Source organism: Psychrobacter sp. TWR1-1-1, from assembly GCF_049895865.1.
Lineage (GTDB): Bacteria > Pseudomonadota > Gammaproteobacteria > Pseudomonadales > Moraxellaceae > Psychrobacter > Psychrobacter immobilis_A.
Genome location: NZ_JAFCTE010000005.1, coordinates 24,238 through 48,277, shown reverse-complemented (window position 1 = coordinate 48,277; position 24,040 = coordinate 24,238). Strand labels below are relative to the sequence as shown.

Below are 24,040 nucleotides of genomic sequence, written 5' to 3'. Positions count from 1 at the left end.
TTCATAGCACCTTATATAATCATTCCACTATAAAAGTATTACTGCGTTAACTTCGCTTGAAGTATTAAATATACATCTATACTTGGTTGCCTTGTACTACTTTTAAATTGACTCGACTATAGCATCGCTGACTAGGTTGTGTCCTCATTTTAAAAATAGTGATAAAAATGAGATAAATTGCCGTCAAACAAGGAAAGTAGCGCAAATAATATCGAGATATTGATACGCTATTTGACGATGTTTGGCAAAATTTAGCCCATTTAAAGAGTAATAGATTGAATTGAAGAAACGCCCTAGTCATGCTGGTGATAATGTGGGTCGTGCTTGACTGGTATAACAACTAAAAACCTGGTATGTCCATTCAACGTATCAGTAATGATGCGCCCTTGATGTGCGGTAACGATTTGTGATACTAGCGATAAGCCTAGCCCAGAGCCTTTATTTTTTTGTTGCAACCGCACAAATGGGCTAAATACTTCTTCACGTTTGTCTTCTGGAATGCCCGTGCCTTCATCAATCACTGCCAATACTGCATATTTCGGTAATGGGCGTACAGGATCGGTCTTGGCTTTTTTTAGATGCTTGGCAAACAAGCCTTCTTTGCGTGGTGTACTGAGTACTTCTGTAGGATTTTGAGTGTTATTTTGAGCATCACCCTTTTCGCGTGTATTGCCACCTTTATTTATTATGGCACCTTTGGATTTAGGAATTGCATCATTCAAGGCAGTACTCTTAGCGTCATTGATAACTGCAGACGACTCTTCAGTGTCAGGAACTGCTTTCCAAACCATCTTTTTAATTTTGTCAGTCAAATCATTGGTAAAGTTATGATAATTAGCAATCAATGAGGATGTGCTGGTGCTTCCAACGGTATCGTCACTGTTGACTGCGTTTGTCGAAGTGCTTGAGTCCGTTTGAACACTATTCGCATCAGTAGATTCTGTTAAGGTCGCACAGGTTTCAATAGAGTCAATGTCGCTGTTGGTATTATTAATATCAGCCTTATCGATTTTAGTCTCTATATTCACATCGGCATCAGCATCGGCATCGGAATTGAGATCATGTTCAATCGCAATATTTTCTCCGTTTCTATATATCGGTGGGGCTGGCAACACGATAATAGCATCTGTTGCTTCAGATTTAACTTTACAAGTACTATGAGAAGAATCTTTTGAATGTGTATGATTATGCGCAATATGATTATGCGTATTGTCTTCATTAACCTCGATTGGTTCGTGATAGGAGTCAAAATCAGAGCTATTATAATCGGCAAAGCTACTGCAGAGTATCGTTTGTAGCAGGTAATCAGGTATGGTATCTGCTTCATCAATAGTTTGCACACCATACAATAGTACCGTCACGGGCGGCTTGCCGTGTAGCATGGCATTGGTTAACAAGTTGCGAATCAAATGGGTCAACATCGATGATTGACCATCGATCACAATATGTTCACCAATGAGCGTCGCTTCAGGATAATGTTGCCGTTCTTGATTCACCAGATCGTATAAGTCTAAGCTTTCAACTTGCTGTAAGGCATGACCGGCGTCTAAACGACTCACCAATAAGATACTCTCTACCAAGTCGTTGAGCCCCGACAAATCGCGGTTAATCGCTTGCGCACGTTTATCAAACTTTGCTTTGGTATCAGATGGTAGTGCTCCTGCGAGCATATCCATCATCTCAATCTGTAAGCGAATACGAGTAATGGGGGTACGTAGCTCATGAGAAGCATGTGCTAAGAGCAGGTTATTGGCATCGATAAGGTGTTCGATTTTTTGTGCTGCTTGGTTAAATCCACGCGCTAGTGAGGCGATCTCATCGTTACCACGAGCATTCACCCGTACGGTAAAATCACCATCACCCAGTTGCGCCATCTGCTGGCTCATCTGATTGATGCGCCAAGTGATGGTACGAGCAATCCACCATAGGACACCTGCCATAATAAGTAACAATAGTAGTGTGCCGGTAAATAAATTCAGCGCAGAAGAGAGTACTGGTTTTTTAGGCGGTAAGCGTGATTCATACAAAAGCGTATAGCCGGTGCTGCTATAAACCTGAGCTTGCTTGGTAGGGGAGGTGTCTGCGAGAGAGGGAAAAACGCGTGAAAATAAAGAGGGCGGTGCGGGCAATTCCAATGGCAAATCGCTGTTATCCGTTTGCATTAGCAATCGACCTTCGCTGTCATACAAGCCCATCTTTGCCTGTAATGACTCATCAAAGATATCAAAGCTTTTTTTGACCACTGCTAGCATAAAGCGCGCTTGCAAGCGATTGTCCTCGCTCACAGAGATATTCAGCTCATGCAAGAAAGGGTCTATTTGTCCTAAAATCTGAGTGGCCAATACTTCTGATCGAATACTTGCATCTTTATCGTGCACAAGTTGCGTCAACAGCACCATCGCCACTGCAAATAAAATAAGTGCCAACATGACACTGGCAAATAACTTGGCAAATACCGAACGAAATCCCAACTGCTGCATTAAACCATCTCTACTATCAGCCGTTTATATCGACTCATACTTCTAATTTGCATAAACAAATCAAAAGTATGGTTTTTATCGATTAATTTGCCGCTTTTGTGATCAAACTTGATCAGTGGCAAATTGATAACCAACACCGCGTACCGTAATAATGCGTTTTGGCTGGCGTGGGTTGTCTTCAATTAAAGCACGCAGACGCGAGATATGAACATCAATGGCGCGATCGATATTATCTGAGCTGTCATCATTGGGCATGGCTTGCCACAGTTGCTCGCGATTCAATACTTTACCAGAATGGGTGGCAAAGTAATGCAATAATTGAAACTGATGCGTCGTTAAACGGACAGGCTCATCATCGATGGTCACTTCATGGCTGTCAGGGAACACGCTCAAACGACCAAAGGTCAAGCTATCAGACTGGCTATCTGCTTGATTGGGCTGCTCATGACGGCGAATAACAGCACGGATTCGAGCGAGAAGCTCGCGTGGCTCAAAAGGCTTAGATATATAATCGTCAGCACCCATCTCAAGACCTAGCACGCGATCGGTGGTATCGCCTTTCGCTGTCAACATGATAATTGGCACTTTATTGGTCATGTTGTTTTTATTGCCGCGAATTTTTTGACAAACTTGCATACCATCCATATCAGGCAGCATTAAATCAAGCACGACCAAATCAATGTCACGCTCTTTAGCATCCAATAAATCAAGCCCTTCTTGACCAAGCCCTGCATGATGGACGTCATAATAATTCATGGTCAGGTAATCGCTGATTAACTCAGCTAGATCAGGATCATCTTCGATTAATAAAATCTGCTTGCTCATGGGTTATCCTCTAGTTGTTGTTATGGTTGGCCAAACGTCTCATCTGTTTTGATATTTTGTATCACGATAAATACATCGCTGATTTTAGGATCTTAAACAGTTAAACGATTAAGCCTCTAGGTTCTCAAACTTTCTAAGATTTCTCAAACTCTCAAGATATCGAGTCATTTAATACCAATGATTCAGAATACTCGGTTAATGCTATATATCATACGGCCATATTGCCTAATTACGCAGTTACAAAACAAGAGAGGCTTTGTTAATGTTTCTACACAATGTAACTGTCGGCATGCATAGCTATGAGACATTGACTTTTTTACCTTTAGCATCAGCCGGTAAATCAGCCAAACAAATCAAACTGTCGTTGCTAATACCTGCAATTAAATACTGCTTTGTGATAGGGTCATATTCGACTACTTCAATAGGCTGGCGTGTCAGGCGCTGATCCTGTCCAATAATCCACACGTTAGCAGTTAACGGTGACAGAGGCTTATATGGTGACGTTTGTAATTCTGTCAAGTCAACATCGTGCAACGCCCGCTTAGGTACGATAGTGCCCACATCTATTTGACCATAATTAACCCGCCCCGTGACTTTCATATCTGGCAATAACTTGTCTCGACTTGCTTCATTGTCAATGACGTTAACATAGACCAACAGCTTTTTCGGCTGGCTGGTCGCGGTCAGTTTACTGACTTGTCCTGTGAACTGTTCCGACATACCTTCAGCTGTAAAATTGACAGTCTGACCAACCGAAAGTTGTGGTTCTGCTTGAATAGGTAGGGTCGCGATAAAGTGTAATTTAGTTTCATCGCTAAGCTGTAATAAAGGCGTGCGCGCCTCTAGTCTTTGACCTGCTTTGGCATATAAGTTTTTTACACGGCCAGAAAAACTGGCACGCACAGTGACCAAATTATACTGACTCTGCTGCGGTTTTGAGCTTGCCGTGCTATTAGCGCTGGTTTGGTCATTGTTTTTAGGATTGCCGACTGCGTTTTTAGGAGCGCCCACTGTGGCGTTTGCTGTTGCCTCTTCTTTGTGAGCAATTGGGTCGTTTTTAGTGGTTGTTGCACCATTTTCTGCTGTAGGCTGATTGGGTTTTGAGCTAGCGTCCGTTTTTTGTGAGTGTGTTTGCTTTACATCAACCGCATCGTTCGTCATCTCAGAATCTGGGACAACGCTGTTCGATGCCGAAGATTGTTCCTTGACCGGGTTAGATGCATCTGCTGTTTTGCTTTCTGATTGCACGCGTCGAACGATAAGCAGCGGCATATCTTTTTCTACCCATTGACCCTCAGTAACCAGTATTTCTTCGACGTTAATGGGGTATGCAGCGATAAGCTTAGTCTGTTTGATAGGTTCGATCTTACCTTGTAAACCAAGGCTAGGCTGATAACGTGAAGGTTTTATGCTCAATATATGATCTGGCGTCATGGTCACACTATCGTCGGTAATGACAATAGGGGTATCTACAGTCTCACTGTTTTCTGCAGTCACAGGCTCATTGGTAGGCGGTGATGGCTGACAGGCAGCAAGAAGAAAAGCACTCAGTAGATAGGTGCTATTTTTTAAAAAATTACAAGCCGTCATAGCAGTCACCATAGTAGTCATCGTTTTATTATATAGTGAATTGCCACTGGGTGAAATAAGCGCAAAAAACTTAATAAACCGCTGACGTTAAGGCTACTAAATCCAGTCATTAGCTAAGCTAGGAGTGACAGCAAGTCTGAACAAATTTTTATATTACTGACCAGTTCGAATATTGGCTCACTCATAACTGGAAATTAGTCGATAACTGTGCTAAAACAAACATAACAAAATACAATGATACATTTTTATCACAAAAGAAAATTATTCAGCAATGTGCCCATCGTTTCTATATAATGCAGAAATATCATAAGGTTGATGGTTCTTTTACTTCGAGCTTACCTCTTTTATCGTCATGGTCATCAGTAATAAAAGGTACTCTACCTTGTTTGAAGCCAAATACGGTTGCAGTGGACGATAATAAAAGCAAAATAAGTCGTCTAAAAAGCCATAGGTTTGGCGCAATTTAGTAAGCTTATTAATTAGAAAGTGCGTATAGTAGCCCATGTTGACGCTCTGTTTGACAGGCGGATACTGGCAGCTGATATGTTGACTGTCATAACATATGGTAATGCAAATTTAGCGTCTCATATCAGTCCAATAATGAATGATATGACAGGTTGAAATAACCGTTAAATTTTTGCATTGATGGATGGTATTAAGAATAAATAGTCGTTTATAGGACACTGATAATGGAAAATAATTTTGATGGTTTAAAAGTAATGGTGATTGATGATTCAAAAACCATTCGCCGTACCGCAGAGACTTTATTACAAAAAGCGGGTTGCGAAGTTGTGACCGCCATTGATGGTTTTGATGCTTTAGCAAAAATTGTCGATAACAATCCAGATATTATTTTTGTCGACATCATGATGCCGCGTTTGGATGGCTATCAGACTTGTGCGCTAATAAAAAACAACCCTGATTATGCCAGCAAACCTGTGATTATGTTGTCGTCTAAAGATGGCTTATTTGACAAAGCGCGTGGTCGTATTGTGGGTTCAGATGAGTATCTGACCAAGCCATTTAGTAAAGATGAGCTGTTCGAGGCAATTAATCAGTACCGCTAATATAAATAAGTCCGCTTGTAGATATATCGTTAAATATCGTCTTACAAGTTGGTATGATTTATGCATTGCTATGCTTTATATAGAATCAGATAAATTAGGCTAGGCATTACGGTTAAGAGATTTAGTATTGATAAAATATTACTAATAACTGCTCAATATTTAATCGAAACTGTTAAGAGAATTGCCCTGCCATTCATGGTTGGCGTGCTACTTTCAGTCGGATTGTCTCAATAATATAACAACATATCCTTATGGATACTTTCGAAAATAAAGGAAATTCCTATGACTACAGTTTTAGTCATTGACGACTCACCATCTGAGATGGCGAAATTTCGCGACATGCTTGCCAGACATAATTTTAAAGTATTAGAGGCGATAAATGGTGAGCAAGGTTGCCAGATGGCCATTGATCACTTACCAGATGTCATTTTAATGGACGTGGTTATGCCTGAGATGAACGGTTTTCAGGCCACTCGCAAAATTACTCGAGGTAAGACCACCGCGCATATTCCAGTGATTATGATCAGTACCAAAAATCAGGAAACCGATCGAGTTTGGGGAAAACGCCAAGGCGCTAAAGAGTATATGGCAAAGCCCGTTGACGAAAATGGATTGGTTAATATCATTCGTAAAGTAATGGAGTAGATTGTGGCTTCCAGAGGGTTTATTGAGCTTCTGCGTTTAGCAGACTTGGCACGCGCGCGCAAAAGTGGTCGCCGCGGTGGACAAGAGTATGACTGGCAAGGTGTGGTATTCGAGATTGGCGGACAGCGGTTAGTTGCACCGATGGGTCAAGTATCAGAAGTATTGGCCATGCCAGAGTATACCAGCTTGCCTCTAGTGAAGCCTTGGATGCTAGGCATCGCCAATATTCGCGGACGCCTATTGCCAATCACCGATTTGTCTCAGTTTCTACAGGTTCCTAGTCGTTTAACGCAAATGAGCCAACGCAAAGTCATTGTCATTGAACATGACAATCTCTTTTCAGGACTGTTAGTGGATCAAGTTATTGGGATTGAACAATTTACGCATGATCAATACCGTGCCGAAGCTATAGAGCCTAATTCGCCCTTTGCTCCTTATAATCACGGTAAGTTCTTTAAAAATGAGCAAGATTGGTATGTTTTTATGCCAAGCCTGCTCGCACAAGACCTGCAGTATACCGATGCTGCAATATAGCAGTCGATAACAGCTATCTGGCTGCTATAACGATGACGAAATAATAGCGAATGACATGATACGGTTGGGTGTCAGTATTCATACAGGCTTTGCTAATCACTGTTGTTTTTATAACAATAAGATTGTCAAAGTCAGTCACGATGAGACTTTGATGATTGTTTGAAAGGAATACGTACGATGAGTGATGTTATAAAGAAACCTGTAGCTGGTACGAACAATACAACAGATGGCAAGGACGCTAATAGCAAGTGGAAGTTATTGTTAGGGTTTTTTGTGCTAATAAGTGTGGCCTGCCTGATTTGGCTGGTCAATTCGTTATCGTCAGTAAGTCAGTACTTGGCTGATTTTAATCAATCCGTTACTTTACCAGCGATTATATTTGTCGTAGGGGTATTAGGCATCCTCTTTGCTCTGTATCAGTTACTGAAGCAGCGTGGGGGATCAGAGCGCCTACTCATTGAAAAAGAAACCTTGCGTCGTCGTCAGGAAGCAGAAGCGGAATCTGAGCGAGCGCGTCAAATTCAAGAAGAAAACGAACGTAACCAGATTGCTATTCTACGTTTACTTGATGAATTGGGTGATTTAGCAGAAGGTGATTTGACGGTTAATGCCACCGTATCAGAAGATTTTACTGGGGCAATTGCTGACTCAGTGAACTTTGCGATTGACCAATTACGTCAATTGGTTTTGGTTATTAACAACACGGCTGACCGCGTTTCGCAGTCTTCAGACCAAACACAGATGAATGCAGTCGAACTTGCTGAAGCATCTGAGCACCAAGCACAAGAAATTGCTGGTGTATCGGCGGCTATTAATGAGATGACCGTATCGATTGACCAAGTTTCGAACAACGCTTCAGAATCAGCGACTGTTGCTCAGCGCTCAGTAGCCATCTCTCATAATGGAGCGGAAGTTGTACAGCGCTCTATTGAAGGTATGAACGTGATTCGTGATCAGATTCAAGAGACCTCAAAACGTATTAAGCGTCTTGGTGAGTCTTCGCAAGAAATTGGTGATATCGTTGGTTTGATTAATGATATTGCTGATCAGACCAACGTTTTGGCATTGAATGCTGCTATTCAGGCATCGATGGCAGGTGAGGCTGGTCGAGGCTTTGCGGTCGTTGCTGATGAAGTCCAACGTCTTGCTGAGCGTTCAGCTAACGCTACCAAACAGATTGAAACCTTGGTAAAAACCATTCAGGCAGATACCAACGAAGCAGTTATGTCAATGGAATCGACGACCTCTGAAGTTGTGCGCGGTGCACGTTTGGCAAAAGATGCTGGTGAAGCCCTAGAAGAAGTGCAGAGCGTTTCTAATACCTTGGCTGACTTGATTCAAAACATCTCAAACGCCGCTTTGCAGCAGGCAGAATCTGCTGGTCACATCTCCCATACGATGAATATTATTCAAGATATTACCTCACAGACCTCTTCTGGCACAATGGCAACCGCGCGCTCTATTGGTGAGCTGAGCGAAATGGCTGCAGCATTGCAAGAGTCAGTCACTGGTTTTAAAGTGTCGAACGATGATGAGCTACTAGAAAACGAGATGTTGGACACCGAAGAAGCGTTATCAGCAAGTGTGTAATGACAAGTGTTAACGTCAAGTAGGTGTTAGACCACTGACCGTTTTTAAATTAATGTGTTAATAATATGCTGTGCAGATACGATGATTTGCAGCAGTGACTATAGCAGGTGACGTGAATAATTTTACTCAACCAGACAGCAATCTAATTAAAGCAGTTAAGCCCTCGTTGATTAAGGGTTTGCTGCAGGCAGACAGTTTTGATGTGCAGCAGTGGCAGCGATATATAGAACAAGAGATTGGTTTCGTTCTACCCAATGTCCAGCTGCAATGGTTGATAAATGCGATTGACCACACGGCATTATCACATGGATTGACAGTTGAAAAGCTGTGGTGTCAACTACCAAAAAACGATGAAATACGCCAGCAGTTATTGGATAAAGTACTGATTCACGAAAGTCGTTTTTTTCGCCATATGCCTTCTATCGATTTTGTCACAAAGAGTGCATTACAGCATCAGCGACAGCAGCTTACTGCCACTAGTACTGATCGTGGTCACAACAATGATGCTAATGATTTATTTCGCATTTGGAGTGTTGGTTGTGCCAGTGGGCAAGAAACATGGTCATTGGCGATGAGCTTGGCTTCTGAACAATTGATTAATTATACGATATTGGGTACGGATGTTAGCCAACAAGCCATTACAAAAGCACGATTAGGGCAGTATGATAAGCGGCAGCAGTCGTTAATTCCAGACCTGTGCCAGCAGTTCGTTCAGCCATGGCGAGCTAAGTGTGATATCAGTCAATCGCATTTTTATAAGGTGTCTACCGCAAAAAAGGCGATGACTGGCACTCAGACCGACTGGCAGATTGCGCCAACATTACGACGCTATGTTAGCTTCGCTTTACACAATATTATTGAGCAAAAACCACCCACTTCGCACCTTCAGCATGTCATTATCTGTCAAAATATGCTGCTATATTTTCGCAAGTTTGATCAGCGTGATATTTTGGCAAGGCTATCAGAGCAGTGTGCGTTAGGTGGATATATTATATTGGCTCCAGGTGAGGCGTTGTTTTGGCGTCCTTCAAATATGCGCCGTATTGCGCACCCACAGGTTAATGTGTGGCAAAAAATTAATGTCTAGATTAGTGCCTAGACAAGTTAGGATAACCCTATGAAAAACCAGCCCAATGACATAGTGACGCTTGAGTGGTTATTACCACTGTTTAATCAGCAATTATCACAGATATCTGATGGCTGGCAGTTAGACGCTGATAGCACTGATTACGATCAGATGGTGCAACATTATCATCAGGTTGGCGGCGCGCTAACGATGATTCGCCTTAATTTATTAGCAGATATTGCCAATAAACTGAGCTTGCTGGCAGACGTTAGCAGTCGCGATCGTATTTCTGCTAACGACCGCCGCATTGGTCAGTTTTCTCATCGCTTACTACAGCGTGAATTGAATCAATACGCAGGTATGGGTAATCACAACACCATTTTAATTGATAATGCTGCTGACGAGCTTACTCAAGCACTATCGAAACTGGGGGTAGCGCTAGATATCTCGGTCAGCTTGGCGAATACTCAGCATAATAATCTAAATAATCATGCTATCGATGATCATATTATCGATGCTATCAATAGCATCGAAGTGATGATGCCGGCGAATAGAACGGCGACGCATTTAGCTGATTATCACTATCAACAATTATTACTGGTTTGGCGACAGCAAGTACAAGCGTTATTGAGTGCCAATACCAATCAACCGTCCTTATTGACTACACTAGAAAGAGTCAGCCAATACTTATGGCAGACCACTCAACATGATGACTTACAACGCCTTTGGTACTTAACGGAACTGTGGCTAAATGACCTTGCTCATAATGATACCCCATTACCTGAGCATTATGCGTCATTGCTAAGTCAGCTGGATCAAGTAATAGAGTCTCGCACTAAGCAAGCTGAGTTATCATCAAGCGTTATTCGAAGCTTAACCATAAAGGTGTATATCGAACTAAATAACCTTCCTCAAAGTAGCAAGCGCACTCAGTCACTTCTAAATAATTTGTCGCAAACGTCGTCAATAGGATCACGTTTTTTACCACGTATACTCAGTGAGCTTGAGACACTTATCTTTACTTTGGATAAGCCAGACACGCTTCTCGTTCCTTTACAGAAAATACAAAGTCAACTCGAAGGTCGAGGTTGGACTTATTACGTGTCGCAAATACATGCAATTGTTACAGACATAGAGCAGGCTCTATCATCAGAAACAGGATTTGCGCAAGAACAATGGCAGATTGAGCGTCAGCTTCAAGAGCTATATAACGCTATCTATCATACCGAACAGACGATATCTCTCAAGATAGGGGACGCCGCTTCTTTTACGACATTGTCTGCAACGTTTGAAGCTATTGAGACGCAGTCGGAAGAAAGTCCTGCGACGGCTTCTGTTGGTGGAAGTTTACGTGAGCTGCGCATCGCGGTAGAAGATGTCAAACAAAGCTTTCATGAATATGTACAGCGTCAAGACATTGACTTACTGCCCATTGCTGCTGATTTTACCGATATTGGTGATGCTTTTGCCGACATGGGATTGCCATCAATTCGCCAAACCATGAATGATATGGCAAGCATATTTACACAATTGACCATTCATGAGATTGAGGTACTCAGTTGGGATGTGACTCAGGCATTGGCTGAAGGGCTAACGTCTATTGAATTGTTGCTTGACTACCTTGCACAGCAGGTTTTTGACCAGCAGCTATTAATGCGGGCAAATGAGTATACTGCGACTGCCGCCCAACTTCTGACTCATTATATTGCATCGCCAGAGACCATTAAAGACACTTTCCTTACCCAAAAATCTGTAGCGACCAACGTATTGCGTTACGATGATAGTGGCGAGATTGCTCCTGCTAATAGTCAAAATGATGTTGCTAACCAAGCTTTGACTGATGTAGATAATGAGCGTGTGGTAGGGCAAGATGCGGCTGATGATGATAGTACCGAGAGTGAACCATTAACGCGTGCTCGTGAACAAGTTAAGCCTGATAATTTTGAGATGGACGCAGAGATTCGTGACATCTTTATCGAAGAGGTGACGGAAGTCATTGCTGATTTAGAAGACTTTTTACCTATCTGGCAGCAAGACTCAAAGGATTTAACCCCACTCACTGAAGTGCGTAGAGGGTTCCATACCTTAAAAGGCTCAGGACGTATGGTTGGGGCTTTTAGCATCAGCGAGATGGCATGGTCAATCGAAAATCTGCTCAATCGTCTGTTAGATAAAACGCTGCCTGTCACAGATGACGTCGTAAATCTGGTGATGGATACGGCAAAACGGCTACCAGCATTAGTGATAGATTTTGAAGCGCAACAATCTCCAAGCTTTGATCCTGCTGTCACTATTCTACAAAGCCATAATCTCATGACACAGCAACCTATCAATGCTGGGCTGACCATATTAGATGCTGTCACTGCTGATTCAGACTCAGCATTAGAACTATCGCAACCATTTGATGATGATGCTGAATTGCTAAGTGCTCTCGACATGAGCAATGAGTCAAACGAGACAACTGCTGATAGTAAAAAGAGCACTGCTGTTGCTTCCTTATCTGCTATTGATATTCCAGCGATACTCAAACCCTTTATGCAAGAAACCGAGCAGCTAGCGGCAGATGCTCATGATGCCGATCCTGATATTAAAGAGATATTTTTAGAAGAAGCTGATGAAGTATTGGCTGAGATTGTACCTTTATATGAAGATTGGCGATTATTGCCAGCTGACTTAAGCGGATTGGTGGATATTCGTCGTGGGTTCCATACCTTAAAAGGTTCCGGTCGTATGGTCGGTGCAAATTATACGGCTGAGCTGGCTTGGGCTATAGAAAATATGCTTAATCGCATTTTGGATCATAGTGTGACTGTCTCAACAGATATGCGTCAGCTTATTGCGGATGTGCTAGCTGCCTATCCTGCGATGCTAACAGTATTTGAAAATGACAGCCAAAACTATCCGGTGATGGTGCCTTTATGGATCGCATGCGCCAATGCCTACAGCAAACAGCAAGGGGACGAATTTAGCTATTCTGCCTTGTATGAGCAAGCATCAAATAGTTCTGAGGATGAGACCATCCAAGCGTCAGTACTATCGCCTGCTATTGATGAGCATAGCCCGACCCAAGATAATCTTAATACAGCGATAGATACCACGCTGCAGACGATTAATTCTGTCAATGAAATGATAGCAGAAGCGCCTATTTATTTAGCACCGCAAAGCGAAGAAGAAAAAATGTTTTGTGAGATTTTTATCGACGAAGCAGAAGGACTGTTGCAAGATATTGACCAATTCGTTGATGAGCATCAAGATCAGTCTTATATTGAAGTGACGGATGAGATTGTACGCGCATTCCATACCTTGCGAGGGGCTTCAGGTTCTAGCGCTTTAGCAGCGATCAGCGAGGTTAGCGCAACGATAGAGCATAGCTTAGAGCTACTACAGCAGCAAGATACTGCGATGAATGCTCAACATCTAGAAGCATTGGCGAAGTCTGCTACGCTAATGGACGGTTATTTAAACAACTACAAGCAAAACGTTCAGCCGCAAAATATATCGATCGAAGATGCACAAAGTCAGCAAGACATAGCCTCATTGCAAGCCATGCTTGGTGATCAATACGTCATTAGCGATGATAAGGTCACGGCTGATAACAAACCAACGATAGAGCAGTTGTTGGATAATAATATTGATGAACTATTGGATGCTGAGTGGGAATTAGATGACGCACTTAATCACTCTGAGACAGCACATGTTCAGGGCTATATATCGCAGCAAATATCGCAAATAGCTTACTTAGCCAATAAAGCAGAAGCGTTTCCAAAATTCACCTATATTCTCAATGAGTTGGGTCACGCTTATGCCTATTTGAAAGATAATATTGATACAGCAAGAAAGATCGATACCCAAGCGGTTTTACACGCTGGTCATGCTCAATTGGTTGGTTTGTTCGACGCATTGGCTGGTAGCACGTCATTGAAGATTGACCAACAAGTTATTGAAGATCTACAACGTATTTACCAAGACGATGATAGCAATGGTGATGAGAGTGTCTTTGTCGTGAGAGCCGTTGCAGCACCTGAGCTACAGCTTGAATCTATTGATACTGATGCTGAGCTATTAGAGATATTTTTAGAAGAAGCTCAAGAGCTTGATGCCGCGCTGGATGAGAGTTTTAATAAGTGGCGTACTGATATCAGCAATATAAATGCGCTAAAAGTTTTACAGCGCCATCTGCACACTATCAAAGGTGGTGCGCGAATGGCAGGTATTCGTAGTATTGGTGATCTGACCCATGAAGCTGAAAGTGTCTATGAAGCATTCGTAGAAAATAGAAGAATACCGACAGCACAATGGCTTGAAATAATGCAAATAGTGCAAGACACAATGTCGTTGCAAGTACTGCATATCGTAAATCATAAAAAATCATTTTTTGCCTCAGCGCTGATTGAGCAACTACAACAGTTTGTAAAAGCCCAAGCCTTGCCAGAAACGGTAGAGCTAATCATACCTATTCCGAAAACTCACTTCGAACCTGAAGCACAAAATAAGGTGGCTAACAACGCTCACCTCAGCGCTGACGTATCGGATACCTTGAGCCTAGACATGATGATTAAACAGTCATGGGCGAATGGTTTGCCAGATCCTGATATATTGTCGGTGTTTTTAGAAGAGGCTGAGGAGCTCACCAATCGCAATAAGTATCTGCAACTGTTCTTAAAAGATACCAATAATACGACAGCATTACAGGCATTGCAGCGTGATTTGCATACCATCAAAGGTGGCGCACGAATGGTCACCGCAGCTGGTATCGCTGATCTGGCTCATGAAATGGAATCGGTTTATACAGATTTTGTAGATAATCGTCGTCCTGCTACCAAAAAAGTATTGGAGTTGTTGGTTGCCAGTCATGACTGGCTTGCTGATGCAATCTCTATCCTTAGACAACATGTCAATCCACCGACGCCTGCGCTATTGATTGAGGCATTGCAGCAATTTAGTAAAAATCCTGACAGCTTAAAGCAAATCCCTAAAGAATCCCTACAATCGCAGCATGAAGCGCTCTTTATTGCTAGAGAACAGCAAGACTCACAGTATCTGGCAAAAGATATTAGTGAGATGCCTTCTATGCTCAGCAGTACGGGTGAGGAAGATCAGAGTGCCAATAATAATGAGATGATTCGTATCTCAGGTGGTTTGATCGAGCATATGATTAACCTGTCTGGTGAGTCAGCCATCAACCGTGCTCGTATCGATATGGGCATGAGTAGCTTGACCAATAGTATCGAAGATATGGGTATTACGGTACAGCGCTTGGCTGATCAGTTACGTCGAATGGAAATCGAGCTTGAGGCGCAGATCTTGTCGCAGATAGACGATGAGCTGATTAATCATGAAGGGTTTGACCCTCTAGAGATGGATCAATATTCTTCTTTAAATCAGTTATCCAAATCTTTGACAGAGTCAGCCTCAGATTTGATTGATATTAATCATACTTTATTAGAAAAAACACGAGACAGTGAAAGCCTTTTGTTACAGCTGTCTCGTACACAGACCGAGTTACAAGATGGGCTTATGAATTCGCGTATGGTGCCGTTTACGCGCTTAACGCCACGTCTTGAGCGTATCGTACGACAAACTGCCAATGAGCTGAATAAGTCTGTTGAATTAACGATCATCAATGCCGATGATGAGATGGATAGAACCATTCTAGAGCGTATTACTTCACCGCTTGAACATATGCTCCGTAACGCTGTCGATCATGGTATCGAAAATACCTCAACGCGTTTGAAAGCAGGTAAAGAGCGTAGTGGGCGTATTACTCTTGAGGTAAATCGAGAAGGTAGTGAGATTGTCATTCAGTTAATAGATGACGGTCGCGGCATCGATGTAGAAGCCGTTCGTAACAAAGCCATTTCTCAAGGCTTGATTGATGCAAATGATAACAGCCTAACAGATCTTGATATCATGCAGTATATTTTCCATGCTGGATTGAGTACCAGTAAGCAAGTAACGCAGATTTCTGGACGTGGCGTGGGCATGGACGTGGTCATCAGCGAGATTCGTCAATTAGGTGGTGCTGTATCGGTTGTCTCAGAGCTGGGTAAAGGCTCACGCTTTACGATGCGCTTACCACTGACGGTTGCGGTATCTGATGCATTGGTTGTGCGTGCCGCGGATCGTTATTATGCGATACCTTTGGTACAGATTGAGCGTGTGGTACGGATTAATCCAGAAAAGCTTTATGACTATTACCAGTCAGGTGATGCAACATTAAACTTTGAAGATGTTGATTATCGAGTGCGTTATTTAAATGAGATTTTGTCAGGCAATGAACTGAATGAGCTGGTCGTTAATACCAATACCAGTTTGCCACTTATTATCATTAAGAATCGTAGCGGACAAAATATTGCATTGCAGGTTGATCAGATTGCAGGGTCACGTATTGAAGTCGTGGTCAAACCTCTAGGACAACAGTTATCGAATCTACCAGGTATTTCAGCAGCGACTATCATGGGCGATGGTTCGGTAATGCTTATCTTAGACCTGATTGCTTTGATGCGTAATGCGCAGTTGGTCAAAAATATCTCACAATCTGCTGATTCTAAACGTAGTCGTTTAGAGTTTAAGTCTACTATTTTAGTGGTTGATGACTCTGTTACCGTACGTAAAGTGACGTCACGTTTCTTAGAACGCCAAGGGTTTACAGTGGCCGTGGCAAAAGATGGTATCGATGCGATTGAGATATTACAAGACATGATACCAGACATGATATTGCTCGACATTGAGATGCCACGTATGGATGGTTTCGAGGTGGCTACTCAAGTGAGACACAGCAAGCGCTTACAACATATCCCAATCATCATGATCACATCACGTACAGGTGAAAAGCATCGTGAGCGTGCACTAGAGATTGGCGTGAACGATTACATGGGTAAGCCATTCCAAGAACAAGAGCTACTTAATAAAATCCAGCACATACTGGGTCAAAAGGTCAGCTTAACTTATGAAGGATAATGCACGTGTCTTGGCGCTAAGAGGAAAAAACAAGGATGATATTAAGGTGATGGTAGTGGCAGAAGACCATCATCAGCGTATGGCCTTTTCAGATACTGTACGCAGTTGTGGTTTTAGCCTTGTTGGCTGTATGTCACGGGCGCAACTGCAAGAAAAACAGGGGCGCTCTGATACCTCGATTGACATCTGGCTAATAGATAGTGATTACGACGACAGTGTGGTAGCCGCGACCACGGCATCTAAACCTGCTGCGGTGTTGGTGGGTTTTAGTCAAGCACCTTACCTAAATGAAGCGCCGCAATATGCCAAATGGCAGCGCAAATTAAAGCGTAAGCTGGCACATATGCTGGCGTTACCCGTTTTAATGGATGCACCCGTGCACAAACCTGATAATGCTGATGCAGACTGGCGCTACGTAGTATTTTTGGGTGCTTCTATGGGCGGGCCGAGTGCTATAAAAGAATTTTTGGATAACTTGTCGGCGACGCTACCGGTATGTATTTTACTGGCGCACCATTTTAATAAAACGATGATTGGCACACTGCCACGCATCCTGAATCGCCATAATGACTGGCATTGTCAGGTAATTACTTCTTCGCAGCGTTTAAGAGCAGGCCAGTGTCTTATAGCTCCTATTGATAAACAGATTGTTTGTGACTCTACCGGTCGAGTCATATTGCTAGAGCAAGCTTGGGAGGGTGAGTATAAGCCCGCGATTGGTCAGATTCTCAAAAACACCAGCGACGTTTATGGTAGCGAGCTTATCAATATTATATTTTCCGGCATGGGTAATGATGGTTCGCAGTATCTGGATCTCATTCAAGAAAATAACAGTCAATTGTGGGTGCAGGATCCCAGCTTAAGCGCTTGCCCAAGTCAACCTCAGGCGATTATTGATTCAGGGTATTGTGGTTTTATTGGCAGTCCAGCGGATTTAGCACAAAAACTAACAGATTATATTGATGAAAGATTAGTAGTAGCCTCTTTGCATTAACTGATTGTGAGCGATGTATGAAACAAATTTTGAAACATTCGTTTGAGGCAGTGAGTTTACTGACCACGAATAACGGTATGCTTGATGTCACTATTGTGCCAGCATTTGACCAACCTGATTGGCTTATTCCAAGCAGCCTGATTTTGAGTGTAGATAATTATAATGAGCGCACGGCAACCTATGAATGGCAGCAGCAAAAGATAGCAGTATGTCATCTGCTACCACAGGATCAAATGCCAGATACCATGATTGTATTAGAGGGCAATACTACCGATCATCGTTTAGCTTTACAAACGGCAGGCGAGCTGCACCAGCGACAAGTGCGTATTTCTGAGGTTAAAGATATTGACGTTCCTGAGCAATTTAACAGCCCTAAGCATGCCGATAATATAGACAGCGACAAAACAGCCCTACCTTTTGATGAAAACGTTATGCTATCCTATCTTTTCCAAACGGTTATGATTGATGATAAGGCTTATTTGGTGCCCGACTTAGACAAAATTGCGCATCAATTGGTCGATTTAGACAGTTAGCATCTCGCTTATATCAGGGTTATTTTTCACTATCAGAGAAACAGGGTTATCCAATTACTTTGATGATTGCTAATCGTTGAATGAGTGGTTGTTTTGTCTACAACATTGATGATAGATAATTAGTGATGAGGGTAATAGGACAGCTCATGAATAGTAGCAATTCAAATGTGTCAAAGTGGCCAGTCAGCAGCCGGATATTTCACTGGATCAGTGCAGTTTTACTGTTGGTTACGTGGATAATGATTCTGTTGTACGATAATTTGGATAACAATCTTTATATTGGGTTGCATAAAGCGTTTGGTATTAGTTTGTTATGTTGGATGATAGCACGGGTGCTTAATCGTGTATTTATTAAGGCGCCGCCACCTGTACCGATGCCAAAGTGGCAGTTATTGGCCTCTAAACTGTCGCATTTTGGCTTATATGCCTTATTAATTGCAATGCCAATAGCTGGTTTGCTGATGTCCGTTTATGGTGGACGCCCCGTCGATATTTTTGGCTTGTTTCAAATCCCTGTATTTGTTACACCAGATAGAGGGTTGGCACGCTTTTATAATGACCTGCATACTGATATTATTTGGCCGACCATTATTGCTTTTACACTTATTCATATCGGTGCTGCTCTATATCATCAGTTTGTCAAAAAAGACAATTTAATAGCGCGTATAAAATAATGGTATCAAAATAATCGTAGGCTGCTATAGGTAAACCTACTATTTCATGCAATATAAAAAAGCCCTAAGTTATGATACTTAGGGCTTTTTTGTTTTTCTAAGATAGCGCTTATTTTTTGTGTTCAGGTAGACTGATATTCATCTCTAATACGTCTAGGCTGTCCTCAGAACGATGATTGATATTCACATCATCAATCTGTACGCCATTGACGTATTTGTTGACCACTTCTAAAATCTCACGTTTCATTTTTTCGATACGATCAGCTGTTAAGCGGTTGTTTAAGCGATTTTCGCTCGCAACGATAACCTTAAGACGCTCAGTAGCCATATTAGCGCTACCTGCGCTACCACTGTCGTCAGTACCAAATAGGCTACTCCAAAATCCTTTTTTCTTCGTCATCATTGACCTCCAAACCAGCGCTGTAATAGACTCTTTTTCTTCACGTCAATATGACGTAGTGGGCGTTCTTCACCTAAGAAGCGGGCGACGATGTCATCATAACATTGACCAGCAACTGAATCGGTATAATGAATGACAGGCTCACCATGGTTAGATGCTTCAAGCACTGAGTGACTTTCAGGAACAACCCCAAGTAATGGAACTTTTAGGATATCATTTGAGATGGTATCAATGTCCATCATCTCGTTGGCTGCTGCGCGCTCGGCATTATAACGAGTAATAATCAAATGCTCACGTACAGAGCCTTGGTTTTCTTCAACCTTTTTGGTCTGGCTTTGCAAGATACCGATAATACGGTCTGAGTCACGCACTGAAGAAATCTCAGGGTTAGTGACGATGATCGCTTCATCAGCATGATACATGGCGAGTTGTGCACCGCGCTCAATACCAGCTGGTGAATCACAGATAATATAGTCGAACTGTTTAGACAGCTCAGACATGACCTCTGCCACCCCTTCGTCTGTCAGGGCGTCTTTATCACGCGTTTGACTGGCGGGTAGGATATACAAGTTTTCAAGCTGTTTGTCTTTGACCAGTGCTTGCGACAAGCGTGCGCTACCAGTGATGACATCAACAAAATCATAAACAATTCGGTTTTCACAACCCATGATTAAGTCTAGATTACGTAGACCCACATCAAAATCGATAACAACTGTCTTATAGCCACGCAATGCTAAACCTGCGGCAAAAGAGGCACTTGTCGTGGTTTTGCCCACACCGCCTTTACCTGAAGTGATTACAACTATCTTCGCCACAATGGCACACTCCTATGAATCAATGGGATATCTTTTATATAAAAAAATAGCGCAATTGCACATTATTCACATGCTATATATACACTACCTGCGAAGGTAGCCTAGCATAAATAAACAAAAATTTATAGCACGTCCATAGTAAAGCAGAAAAACAGCTTATATATGGATCACAAAGCGGTGCTACCTAGAATTTTCTGGTCAATATTGCCTATTGTGAATAATAAAATAGACGCTGACGAGTAGTGTAGATAGTGGCAGAGCTAGCGATTCATCATAGAACAGTTTTGTTAAATAAACTTACTATAATATTAAGTGCGCTGTCTAAACGTCTACTATTGAGATTTTCTAATAAACGTTTTTTGCTAAGCGTCATGTATGATGAAAATCGGCTTAGCCTGTCTACATTTATAAAAATCACGGACGCATCTATTGCTCTTAACGGTAAAAGATTTAAGCGTCATCCATTACCGTAAATACTAAGCCTTCACCTTCTACAAATCTTACTTGTACAGATTTGTCAATCACGTGCTCAGGTAAGTTGTCTCGTAAGCAATAAGTTCCCGCCACTGACACCAAAGAAGGATTAAAAACTTGACAAAAAATACGGGCATCTTTGTCACCGGTAGCGCCAGCAACCAAACGCCCTTGGGCACGACCGTAAACGTGCAAGCTGTTATCGGTAATCGCTTCCGCCCCGCTATTGACACTATTGGTCAAAATCAAATCACCGCCCACGTGATTCAGGCTTTGTCCTGAACGTAGCATTTGATCGTAAATTAGGCTGGTAATATGCTCAGCGCTCATCAGTGTCTCTGCTGTGGCGTTTGCTATCGTTGTTTCTGTATTTGACTCGCTGATGGCTGCAGTATCATTGTTACTGTCTGAATTGGTACTGGCTGATTCTGTATGTTTATCATCGGGAGCTTTACTCACTTGAGTTGCAGCTTTCTTGCTAGGTAATATACGCTCAATACGTTTGCCATCAGCAGGGAAGATGGCCAATCGCTGTTCACGGGCTTGCGCATCTAGTGTACCAGTCACGACGCCAATAGGCTGTAAGCCCCACGACCATAAAAGCTCTACCAATGCTGAGAGATCTTGTTCAACCTCGCTATCGATAAGGATCGGGATATTGCTAGATTTATTACTAAGCGTTGCGGCAAGATGGGCGTCTATCTCGCTTAAATCATCTGTGCTAAATTGCAAACGTGAAAAAGTCAGCATTTTGCCATAAAATGCCAATGCTGGCGCGGCGCTCGAGCCTTGGCTGTCGTTGTCTGAAACTGTCATATATAAATCCTCAAGAGATAATTCTGTCGCTGTATTCACGGTATTGTTTTTATTATCGAGTCATACCATTCATTTTCTTGCCAAGCCTAATGTTTTTTAGGCAGGGCGTGCTATTAGCAGTATGGATTATAGATGAAGCATCTCTTGATGCTTCCACTGCTGCACTTTTACCTGCGCTTCAAATTCTGTCAAACTGTCATCAATGATACTCGAAATCAAGGTATCTAACGCAGTATTATCCGTATCGATACTGGCAATGCCGTTGGCAATCGCTACCATCAATGAATCGAGGCGTTCGGGGTCTAGAAGGCGTTTATTCAGTGCGTAAACGACGTTTTCACCTATATTGTGACCGACGTGTTGCAGCTGTGATTCAATCAAGCTACCGGCAATCGGTATCATGCGTAGGTAGCGACGCAGCTCAGGCGTATTGGCCAAACCCTCTTCAATAGCATTGCCCATCTCGCTGGCTAATATACTGCCGCCACCTGATGCTGCCGTCAACTCCTGTAGTTTTGGTGCTAGCTCTGTGCGCAGTATCGACAGCACTGCTGCCTCAATCTCGTTACGATTACGAGTTATCGTTGATTCAATAAAAGATTTATGCGTTTTAGGATCGGTCAGTTGCTGCCGAAAGTTTTGAATAGTCGTCAATATGACGCGGTCGGACAGCTCTTCTAATAATAAGTCGATATAGAACCTAATCCGATTGATCCATGGCTGCGGCAGCACTTGGTAACCAAGCTGGTATAAGCGTCGCCCAATGATTACTGCTCGGAATAAACGTAAGGCACGCAGCTGCGGAAAGCACCCCAATACTTCATACCAATGGACAAAAGGAAAAAAGAACCAGCGATAGTAGACGTTTTGTTTAATCGCAATCGCCCAACGTAGCAGTAGCTCAAAGATCAAAAATAGGGTAAAAAATCCACCAGCGGTACGCAAAGGCTCATGTAAGGTATTTTGATACCAACTGAGAGCATCGCTAATACTGAGCCATCCTGCGGCATTGCTACTAAAGCTACTCATCAAGATAGCATCAATACTAATCAATAATAGATCGATACTGATGGCAATAATCATCACGATATCGTAAGTGAGTTTTAAGCGATTTGGCGTTGATCGGTTTGGCGGTGGCAGCGTATTATTAGGCGGCTGATGGGATACAGGCGCTGAGTCTAGAGGCAGGCTAGTAGAAGAGGAAGCGGGCACAGTCAAACCTTATAAATGATAAATAGCACGAAAAATAAGCGGCTCAAATAGTACAGGGCTATCAAGTCACTAACGGTCAAAAAGTCATGGGCTCATGACTATTCACATTATCAATGAATAGAGCCAAAAAACAACCCATCTTTCATTATAATTACGCATTATCATTTACGAGTTGGGGTTTACAGTCAGCATTTACGAATTGACATCTAGCATTAGCATTTTAAACAACAGCGCTCAATCGTAGTTTTAAAACGACTTAAAGTAATTCACTGTTGTATGCCGTTGCTCTGTTAACGATGTCTCTAAGCATCCGAAGCTTTAGGGTTTGTTTCAAACTCAGCCAACATATCGGTAATACGCTGATCTTTTTGCTGCCAAATTTGCTCTACCCAGTCAAACATTTGTGATTTTACCGCGTCATCATTTTCGTAACCACCATTTTTAATACCGTTAAATAATGCGTCAGGCATTTCAATATAGCGGACATCGACGCCCAAACGCTTGATGTTACCTTTCCACAAATCACTATAACTCGGCACACCATCAGGATAAACGATTGTCATATCTAGCATGCCATCGATGTCTTCGCCTAGCGCGTTAATGGCTAAAGATAGGCCGCCTGCCCGTGGCTTCAATAAATGAGTATAAGGAGACTGTTGCTTTGCATGTTTGGCTTTGGTGAAACGCGTGCCTTCTAAGTAATTTAACAAAGTAAAAGGTTTGTCTTTTAACAGGGCACAGGCACGTTTGGCTTCTTCGATGTCTTTGCCTTGTAGAGCAGGATTTTTAGCGACGGCTTCTTTAGAATGCCGACGCATCATTGGGAAGTCTAAAAAGTAAAAGGCTTGACCCACAATCGGAATGTAAATCAGTTCAAATTTGGTAAAAAATCGTGTCAATGGCAAGCGTTTTTCACTAATGTACTGCACGATACTGGTATCGACCCAAGACTGATGATTGCTGACCAGCAAATATTTGCCATTGATGTGCACGTCATCGGGTAAGCTGATGCGCCAATCTTTACGTGGCAACATGTCATCGATCAAGGCGCTGTTGCTACTGATCCAATAAGTCGCGATTTTGATGACCGCTTTGTCCGCGATAGGAGCACCAGTGATGACTTTGCCGACACCCATTAACCATAAGGGAATACTACCACCGAAGCTGTTGGCTGCAATAACCCCAGTCGCTGTCGCAAGTGAAACGGCTTTGCCTAATTTAGGGTTGCGTTCGTGTATTTTTCGAATAGTAGATGTCAATCGCATGCTAAATCCTTTTCGGTCAGTCTTATTAGTATATAAATGATTCATTGCCAGTTTTATTGCACAATTTTAGCAGAAACGGTTCAGAGTGTACGAGTGTAAA

Annotated in this window: 16 protein-coding genes and 1 pseudogene; 9 read left to right on the top strand and 8 right to left on the bottom strand. The window is 42.5% G+C overall.

Annotated elements, in window-relative coordinates; all coding sequences use genetic code 11:
* Positions 1-293: 293 nt before the first annotated feature.
* The 3 genes from ACP69U_RS06585 to ACP69U_RS06575 all read right to left on the bottom strand — a co-directional run bounded on the left by ACP69U_RS06585 (position 294) and on the right by ACP69U_RS06575 (position 4,895).
* A complete protein-coding gene (locus ACP69U_RS06585) occupies positions 294-2,480 on the bottom strand; it encodes an ATP-binding protein (RefSeq protein ID WP_426138164.1) in 2,187 nt (728 codons plus the stop codon).
* A 102-nt stretch (positions 2,481-2,582) separates the two neighbouring features.
* Positions 2,583-3,305 carry a response regulator transcription factor gene (locus ACP69U_RS06580; protein WP_045444030.1) on the bottom strand — a complete coding sequence of 241 codons (723 nt, stop codon included), beginning with the start codon at positions 3,303-3,305 and terminating at the stop codon, positions 2,583-2,585.
* 297 nt (positions 3,306-3,602) lie between these two features.
* Positions 3,603-4,895 (bottom strand): efflux RND transporter periplasmic adaptor subunit, encoded by a 1,293-nt coding sequence (locus ACP69U_RS06575; RefSeq protein WP_426138163.1) that lies wholly within the window; start codon positions 4,893-4,895, stop codon positions 3,603-3,605.
* 689 nt (positions 4,896-5,584) lie between these two features.
* Between ACP69U_RS06575 and pilG the strand changes: the two genes are divergently transcribed.
* The 9 genes and pseudogenes from pilG (at position 5,585) to ACP69U_RS06530 (ending at position 18,958) form a co-directional block, all read left to right on the top strand.
* The gene (pilG, locus tag ACP69U_RS06570; protein ID WP_045453505.1) at positions 5,585-5,962 is read left to right on the top strand and encodes a twitching motility response regulator PilG; all 378 of its coding nucleotides are present in this window, start codon (positions 5,585-5,587) and stop codon (positions 5,960-5,962) included.
* Between the two features lie 282 nt (positions 5,963-6,244).
* Positions 6,245-6,607 carry a response regulator gene (locus ACP69U_RS06565; RefSeq protein WP_045444033.1) on the top strand — a complete coding sequence of 121 codons (363 nt, stop codon included), beginning with the start codon at positions 6,245-6,247 and terminating at the stop codon, positions 6,605-6,607.
* Between the two features lie 3 nt (positions 6,608-6,610).
* Positions 6,611-7,141 (top strand): chemotaxis protein CheW, encoded by a 531-nt coding sequence (locus tag ACP69U_RS06560; protein WP_055124771.1) that lies wholly within the window; start codon positions 6,611-6,613, stop codon positions 7,139-7,141.
* A 516-nt stretch (positions 7,142-7,657) separates the two neighbouring features.
* Positions 7,658-8,731, top strand: a pseudogene (locus ACP69U_RS06555) (methyl-accepting chemotaxis protein); the annotation flags it as partial.
* Between the two features lie 145 nt (positions 8,732-8,876).
* The gene (locus ACP69U_RS06550) at positions 8,877-9,818 is read left to right on the top strand and encodes a CheR family methyltransferase (RefSeq protein WP_413469134.1); all 942 of its coding nucleotides are present in this window, start codon (positions 8,877-8,879) and stop codon (positions 9,816-9,818) included.
* Positions 9,819-9,848: 30 nt separating this feature from the next.
* Positions 9,849-16,757: an Hpt domain-containing protein gene (locus ACP69U_RS06545; RefSeq protein ID WP_426138162.1), complete on the top strand. Its 6,909-nt coding sequence runs from the start codon at positions 9,849-9,851 to the stop codon at positions 16,755-16,757.
* Complete coding sequence (locus ACP69U_RS06540; protein WP_045444048.1) at positions 16,747-17,751, top strand: chemotaxis protein CheB; 1,005 nt, start codon at positions 16,747-16,749, stop codon at positions 17,749-17,751. The genes ACP69U_RS06545 and ACP69U_RS06540 overlap by 11 nt, the downstream gene beginning before the upstream one ends.
* A gap of 17 nt (positions 17,752-17,768) precedes the next feature.
* Positions 17,769-18,284, top strand: a complete 516-nt coding sequence (locus ACP69U_RS06535; RefSeq protein ID WP_296240536.1) for a hypothetical protein — start codon at positions 17,769-17,771, stop codon at positions 18,282-18,284.
* A 146-nt stretch (positions 18,285-18,430) separates the two neighbouring features.
* Entirely contained in the window at positions 18,431-18,958 is a 528-nt protein-coding gene (locus tag ACP69U_RS06530) for a cytochrome b (protein WP_055124766.1), read from the top strand.
* Between the two features lie 109 nt (positions 18,959-19,067).
* On the opposite strand, the gene minE is transcribed toward ACP69U_RS06530, so the two are convergent.
* The 5 genes from minE to ACP69U_RS06505 form a co-directional block, all read right to left on the bottom strand.
* Positions 19,068-19,358, bottom strand: coding sequence for a cell division topological specificity factor MinE (minE, locus tag ACP69U_RS06525; RefSeq protein WP_055124765.1), 291 nt, complete (start codon positions 19,356-19,358; stop codon positions 19,068-19,070).
* A complete protein-coding gene (gene minD, locus ACP69U_RS06520) occupies positions 19,358-20,173 on the bottom strand; it encodes a septum site-determining protein MinD (protein ID WP_045444058.1) in 816 nt (271 codons plus the stop codon). The genes minE and minD overlap by 1 nt, the downstream gene beginning before the upstream one ends.
* 450 nt (positions 20,174-20,623) lie before the next feature.
* Positions 20,624-21,463 carry a septum site-determining protein MinC gene (minC, locus tag ACP69U_RS06515; RefSeq protein WP_372815170.1) on the bottom strand — a complete coding sequence of 280 codons (840 nt, stop codon included), beginning with the start codon at positions 21,461-21,463 and terminating at the stop codon, positions 20,624-20,626.
* A 126-nt stretch (positions 21,464-21,589) separates the two neighbouring features.
* A complete protein-coding gene (locus tag ACP69U_RS06510; RefSeq protein WP_426138234.1) occupies positions 21,590-22,603 on the bottom strand; it encodes a hypothetical protein in 1,014 nt (337 codons plus the stop codon).
* Between the two features lie 374 nt (positions 22,604-22,977).
* Complete coding sequence (locus ACP69U_RS06505; protein WP_426138161.1) at positions 22,978-23,940, bottom strand: acyltransferase; 963 nt, start codon at positions 23,938-23,940, stop codon at positions 22,978-22,980.
* Between the last annotated feature and the right edge of the window lie 100 nt (positions 23,941-24,040).